The sequence below is a fragment of the Parabacteroides sp. AF21-43 genome, from assembly GCF_003635435.1.
Lineage (GTDB): Bacteria > Bacteroidota > Bacteroidia > Bacteroidales > Tannerellaceae > Parabacteroides > Parabacteroides distasonis.
Genome location: NZ_QTMG01000053.1, coordinates 1 through 5219, shown reverse-complemented (window position 1 = coordinate 5219; position 5219 = coordinate 1). Strand labels below are relative to the sequence as shown.

Sequence of the window (5219 nt, the reverse complement as noted above, 5' to 3'; positions counted from 1 at the left end):
CGAACTTCTCCCACTTTTGATGAACGGTCAAGTATCGGTAAATTCTGATTTAGCAGTCTCTTATATTACAATACTTCGTTAAATTTATACCTAATCCGTTGAGAACAAACAAGTTAATTGACAAAGTTTAGCAAAATAAAATAGGTCAAGTGGCTGATTATCATTATCTTTAATGGTATCCTACCACACATTAAAGGTATGAATAAGACAGCACTTGACCAATATGAGGAAATCGTAACCGATGCTTTGAAAAGTTGTTCGGCGAAGTTACGCAAAAGTTTTGAAACAGCATTCATCCAACTCATGATTTTGTATATGGTACTACCAAGAAAGATAAATTTCACACAAATGGGGCGTTACTCAGATAGCTCGGAACAACGCTTCCGACAGTTGTTTGAACGTGGGTTTGACTGGATGCAGTTCAATCTCTTCCTTATGCGGCAGCGGTTTGGTGAAAGCGCCAGGAAAGCCATTGCCATAGACGCAAGCTACATTTCAAAGTCGGGAAAGAAGACTCCCTTATATCGGCAAGTTCTGGTCGGGATGCGCTTCTGCAATGAAACGAGGATTGGAGATTCTCGGCATTGGCATTATCGACATTGATAGTCGGGACTGTATGATGCTACGTGCGGAACAGACACCGGACAAGGCGTATATGGAAAAGCAAGGCGAAGATTACAACCTTGTGGACTGGTATCTTGACGTACTCCGCAAATACAGGGACAAGTTGCTCGGCATAACACGTTATATCGTTGCGGATGCTTGGTTCTCAAAGGCTAAGTTCGTGGGTGAAGCCTGTCTGCTGGGATTTCATGTCATCAGCCGCCTACGTGATGATGCCGCCTTGTGGTATTCACATAACGGTGTCCGCACAGGCAAACGGGGACGACCGCGTATCAAAGGAGAGAAGATTGATTTTGAGAGACTCGACCTTCAGCATTGCGAGATTCTAGACATTGAAGGAGGAAGGGCTTACTCAGTCAAGGCATATTCAAAAGCAATGAAACGCAACATCAAAGTAGTGGTTCATTATCCGGAATCAGGAGGACATAAAATCTATTTCTCCACCGATCTTGACATGCCGGCCAAAGACATCATCGAATACTACCGTACACGATTCCAGATTGAGTTTTGCTTTCGGGATTCAAAGCAGTTTACCGGACTCAATGATTGCCAAGCAAGAGACTTGAAGAAACTCGACTTCGCTTTCAATGCTTCACTGGCCTCGGTAAACATCGCAAAGGTCATGCGGAAACAATACTATCCGTCGCTTTCCATCGGATTGCTAAAGGCCTATCTGAGTAATATTTATATGTTCAAAAGATTTTTTAGCAAGTCCGGTCTGAAACCGAACAGAACTTTTAATACTAAACTTATCCAAGAACTATTTGGCATAGTGGCAGAAGCCGCTTAGCCGATATGTTGAATTTTTAACGGACTGTTAAGACTATAAGTGAAAGTCACAAAATAGGCTGAAAGCTCAGTGGTCTTCCTCGCCCATTTTGTCTCTTTTAACCCAATTCGGTCGTTAGAACGAATAAAAATAGTCAGTCGCTTTACTTTTCTCGTTCTAATGACTGATTGAGGTTTATCCGCTAAAAGCCCTACTTAGGCCACATATCTACTATAAATTCTTTATTCCAGGCATCTTTCTCCGCTAAAACATATTCCGTTTCCCACTTGCCTAACGAATATCCCACTATATGCAATTCGGCTCCTGTCTTACCGGCCAGCTTAAACTTGCCGCTGGTGTTGACCTTGAACTGATAGTCGGAACCCGTTACTACACTTGCAGACAGATCTGTTGAAACAGAAGGACCTACTTTAACGAAAGGACCTCCGCAATAGGCTATATTGACTTCCGTCTTGAAATATACACCCAGGCTTGCAGCCACTTCACCAGAGTAAGTGATGTTGGTTCGATCTACATAGCAGTTAAACGAATGGTTGTATTCTTTATAAAAGACCCAGCCTCTGTCTCTTGCATAGGAAGGACCCAGCTTAAAGGAAGAATCAAAAGTCATGGGCAGAGTTATGCCTATCGTGCCTTTTGCATGTGCATTACAGTCCATAGTTAAAGTGGGTATAACCATGACCGAAATGTGAATGGGACCTGCTATCGGGAATACAACTACAATAGGAGGATAATAGACTAATGGGACTTCACCGCCGCTTGATTTATCCTTCACATCCCATTCAACGAACAGAGGACCATCCAGTTTGTACTCACCTGTGAAGTAGCAATCAAAGTTACGTAATTTGAACCAGGAAATGTTGATGCCGATTTCAAGGTCTAATGCTGTGTGGGTCTGTACATCCTTCAGTCCAATGCGTAAGCCTTTTTCTTCGTATGAATAATTGGTTATTCCATCCTTGTTGAAAATGTGCCATGTAGCTTCTTGGGCCAGCAGCTCTTCGGCTGTTGCATACTTTTTGCCATTGTCTTCTGTACCGCTGAAGATAACCACGCTGGGATGATAAACGCCGTCTTTGGAATAACGGTTCTTCAAGCCTTTCTCGCCGTAGTTAACATACAATTCCGTGCTCAGCTTGAAGTCGCCATGCTCTATCAGGTCTGCCAATGTACCTTGGGTTGTCGTCAGAATAGCATCCTTTCCGTTTGCCGATACATTTGATACCTTCCGAATGAAAGGTGGCGTGTCAATGCTGCGCCATATAGACAACACATCGTTCTTGTTTACCTTTGTCTTTATCTTATCCAGGTATGCCTGGCTCACACGAATCTGTGTTGTGTCAGCATTTAAGATCTCCACATCGTTCGGATTGATAAAATCAAAATAGTTGAGAGCTTGGGCATTTTCTGCAAGCTCAATTTCGCCTTTCTCAATAGGCGGATCGGGAGAAACATTGTTATCGTCATCGTTGTCACAAGATATTACCGTAAGTGATACGAAGAACAAGGCAAGAAAAGCAAACTTGCCTGATTTGAAAAAAGACCAATACTGCTTCATAAATGTGGATTATTTTACGCCTTCCAGGTTTCTTGGAAGAACCTGATAATACATGGAAGCGTGAAACCGGAACACCGCATTTTGAGTGGAGTCACAACAAAACAAGCATAACGCTTCCTCAATTGTTGATATACCTAATTTCCGCAACACTTTTGTACAAGAATAATTTAAAGCACTGAGTAGTAATGTATTACCCAGTGCTTTGTCATGTCAGAAGATTCACTTAACTTCGTGTTGCAATAAAAATCAAACCAATCTTCAGCAGACATGGCTAAAGTACAAATAAAATTCGATTCAATCACACCTTTTGGCGGAATATTTTCAATCATGGAGCAATTTGATGCTCTTTTATCGGACGTAATCGACTCCACATATAGGACTGCGTAGCAGAACCTATGGTTACCAATACAGTGAAATCATCCGTTCTCTCATGTGCGTATTCTTCTGTGGCGGCTCGTGCATTGAAGACATATCCACTCATCTCATGCCCCATCTTTCCCTGCATCCCAAACTTAAAACCTGCAGCGCAGACACGATTCTTCGCGCCATAAAAGAACTGACTACAGACAACATAACGTATTCATCTCCAGACTCAGGTAAATCATATGACTTCAATACAGCTGACACAATGAACGAATTGTTGGTCAAGTCTCTCATTGCTACCGGAGAATTAATATTATATATAAGAACAAAATTATTAGAATTATGAAAGAAAACATCATTCAGGCGATAGTTGCGGAAATGCAGCGTGACTTAGATTGCCGACAAATGGCACGGCTTAAAGCTGTGCTTACATCAGAACTGCATAATGTAGAAATCATTGAAAAGAGCGATTGTGCCACACAGCAAACGCAGGAGAATGAACATCTTCTTAACTCTTTTATATCAGCCAAAAAGATAGAGGGATGTTCAGAAAAGACATTAACTTACTACCGTAATACCATTGAACGGTTGTTAGTCACGCTTTCATTGGCAATTTGTCACATTACGACAACAGATATTCGTACTTATCTATCCGATTATCAAGAAGAACACCAATCGAGCAAAGTGACCATTGACAATATGCGACGAATCTTTTCCAGCTTCTTTGCATGGTTGGAAGATGAAGATTATATCGCCAAAAGCCCGGTAAGACGCATTCACAAGGTTAAGACAGATTCACTTGTAAAAGAGGTGCTTTCTGACGAACAATTGGAGCAACTTCGAGATAGTTGCACGACCAAACGAGATCTTGCTATTATAGACTTTCTTTCATCCACGGGTATTCGTGTGGGTGAGTTGGTCAAACTGAGCCGTGAAGATATTGATTTCCACGAACGGCAGTGCGTGGTGTTCGGAAAAGGTAACAAAGAACGTGTTGTTTACTTCAACGCCCGTACCAAACTACATTTGCAACAATATCTTAATGAGCGAACAGACAGCAATCCAGCCTTATTCGTTTCCCTCAATTCGCCACACTCACGACTGACTATTAGCGGTGTGGAAGTTAGAATCAGAAAAATGGGGCAAGCACTTTCTATGCCAAAAGTTCATCCTCACAAGTTCCGTCGTACCCTTGCAACAATGGCTATCGACAAAGGTATGCCCATCGAACAGGTGCAGCGACTACTTGGTCATGTACGCATTGACACAACACTGCACTATGCCATTGTGAATCAAAACAATGTAAAGTTGGCGCATAAGAAATATTTGGGATAACTGAACCACAAGAATCTGCCTAAAATTATGTAACTTTGCATCCAAAACAGGATGTATATGACTAAGTTATCATCAATCGCAGATTATGTAACCGACAAAATCAGTAGCAACGATATTGCCTTACGCGAATATGTTACTACAGACTGCATATTACAAAACAAAAAAGGACGGGAAATTGCAACCAATCTTCCGCCACAGTCTTGTTGTCTCACTCGCTATCAACATGGCGATGTATTAATAGCAAATATCAGACCATATCTCAAAAAGGTTTGGTTTGCAGATATAGACGGTGGAGCCTCTTCTGACGTGTTGGTTTTTAGAGCTAAAGAGGGACATTCGCCAAGTTTTCTTTATGCCGTACTACTTCAAGATTCTTTTTTTGACTATGTAATGCAAGGAGCCAAAGGAAGTAAAATGCCTCGTGGAGATAAAGAGCAAATTCTAAGATATGAAATGCCAACACTTTCTTGTTCGGAGGAAAGCATTGGCACATTTTTCTTGAATCTTGACCAAAAAATCAGACTCAATGAGCAGATAAATCAGAATTTA

The 5219-nt window shown here is 41.5% G+C and carries 4 protein-coding genes and 2 pseudogenes; 5 read left to right on the top strand and 1 reads right to left on the bottom strand.

Annotation, left to right across the window (positions count from 1 at the left end; translation table 11 throughout):
* The first annotated feature begins 198 nt into the window (after positions 1-198).
* Together DWX84_RS22055 and DWX84_RS21065 are read left to right on the top strand one after the other, a co-directional pair.
* Positions 199-603, top strand: a complete 405-nt coding sequence (locus DWX84_RS22055) for a hypothetical protein (protein ID WP_005859047.1) — start codon at positions 199-201, stop codon at positions 601-603.
* Positions 557-1414, top strand: coding sequence for a transposase (locus tag DWX84_RS21065; RefSeq protein WP_227154503.1), 858 nt, complete (start codon positions 557-559; stop codon positions 1412-1414). The genes DWX84_RS22055 and DWX84_RS21065 overlap by 47 nt, the downstream gene beginning before the upstream one ends.
* A 190-nt stretch (positions 1415-1604) precedes the next feature.
* Here DWX84_RS21065 and DWX84_RS21060 read toward each other — a convergent pair whose 3' ends face one another.
* Positions 1605-2972 carry a hypothetical protein gene (locus tag DWX84_RS21060; protein ID WP_005640468.1) on the bottom strand — a complete coding sequence of 456 codons (1368 nt, stop codon included), beginning with the start codon at positions 2970-2972 and terminating at the stop codon, positions 1605-1607.
* Between the two features lie 267 nt (positions 2973-3239).
* On the opposite strand from DWX84_RS21060, the pseudogene DWX84_RS21055 reads away from it, so the two are divergent.
* The 3 genes and pseudogenes from DWX84_RS21055 to DWX84_RS21045 form a co-directional block, all read left to right on the top strand.
* Positions 3240-3645: pseudogene (locus tag DWX84_RS21055) on the top strand (IS1380 family transposase); the annotation flags it as partial.
* Positions 3646-3677: 32 nt separating this feature from the next.
* Positions 3678-4670: a site-specific tyrosine recombinase/integron integrase gene (xerA, locus tag DWX84_RS21050; protein ID WP_005859054.1), complete on the top strand. Its 993-nt coding sequence runs from the start codon at positions 3678-3680 to the stop codon at positions 4668-4670.
* A 57-nt stretch (positions 4671-4727) separates the two neighbouring features.
* Positions 4728-5219 (top strand): annotated as a pseudogene (locus DWX84_RS21045) (restriction endonuclease subunit S); the annotation flags it as partial.